The sequence below is a fragment of the Microbispora sp. NPDC088329 genome (genome assembly GCF_040685655.1).
Classification (GTDB): Bacteria; Actinomycetota; Actinomycetes; order Streptosporangiales; family Streptosporangiaceae; genus Microbispora.
Window position 1 is genome coordinate 1 of record NZ_JBFBIP010000069.1, and the last position, 1,216, is coordinate 1,216.

At 70.6% G+C, this 1,216-nt stretch carries 1 protein-coding gene; it reads right to left on the minus strand.

Going from position 1 to position 1,216, the window contains the following annotated elements; translation table 11 throughout:
- Window positions 1-1,100: Gfo/Idh/MocA family oxidoreductase (locus tag AB0O28_RS39840; RefSeq protein ID WP_363648231.1), on the minus strand; the 1,100-nt coding region annotated here is incomplete at its 3' end.
- Window positions 1,101-1,216 lie beyond the last annotated feature (116 nt).

Genomic DNA, 1,216 nt, shown 5'->3' on the forward strand with positions numbered 1-1,216 from the left:
ACCCGCAGCCCGTCCTCGAAGGACGGTGCGGGGTCGGTGCCGGCGGCCACCGCCTCGATGAAGTCCTTCACCTCGTGGGTGAAGGTGTGCTCGTATCCGAGGCCGTGACCCGGGGGCCACCAGGCCCCGGCGTACGGGTGGTCCGGCTCGGTGACCTGCACCCGCCGGAACCCGTGCTCACCGCTGGGGATGGTGTGGTCGTGGAACCACAGCTCGTTCATCGCCTCGAAGTCGAAGGACAGGCTGCCCAGCGATCCGTTGACCTCGATGCGCAGCGCGTTCTTGCGGCCGCCGGCGAACCGGGTGGCCTCGAACGACGCCAGGCCGCCGCCGCTGAGCCGGCCGATGAACAGCGCGGCGTCGTCGACGGTGACCGTGCCCCTCCCGGCGCCGCCACCGGCCGAGAGCCCGGCCGAGTTGGTGGCCAGGGGGCGCTCCTTGACGAAGGTCTCGGTCAGCGCCGAGACCCCGACGAGCCGTTCACCGACGATGAACTGCGCGGTGTCGATGATGTGGGCGCCGATGTCACCGAGGGCCCCGGACCCGGCCTTGTCCTTCTGCAGCCGCCAGACCAGCGGGAACTCCGGGTCGACGATCCAGTCCTGCAGGTACTGCGCCCGCACGTGCCGGATCTCCCCGAGCCTGCCCTCTTCGACGAACCGCCGGGCCAGCGCGATGGCGGGCACGCGGCGATAGTTGAAGGCGACCATGCTGCGCACCCCGCGCGCCGCCGCCGCGCGGGCGGCGGCGGCCATGGCCTCGGCCTCGGCCACGGTGTTGGCCAGCGGCTTCTCGCAGATGACGTGCTTGCCCGCCTCCAGCGCCGCGATGGCGATCTCGGCGTGGCTGTCGCCCGGCGTGCAGATGTCGATCACCTGCACGTCGTCACGCTCGAGGAGCCGCTTCCAGTCGGTCTCCGCGTGCGCCCAGCCCAGCGTCTCCGCGGCCTGCGCGGTGGCCTCGGCGGACCTGCCCGCCACGGCCACCATCGCGGGTTTGATCGGCAGGTCGAAGAACGCGTTCACACTGCGCCATGCCTGGGAGTGGGTACGGCCCATGAACGCGTACCCGACCATGCCGATCCCGATGACAGACGTCACGACTCGAAGCCGGACGGCAGATACTTGTCCACATTGTCCTTGCTGACGGTCTCCGAGGTCAGCGTGATGGACTGCGGCACCTGCTGCTCCAGCAGGTCGCTCATGCCCTTGCCCTG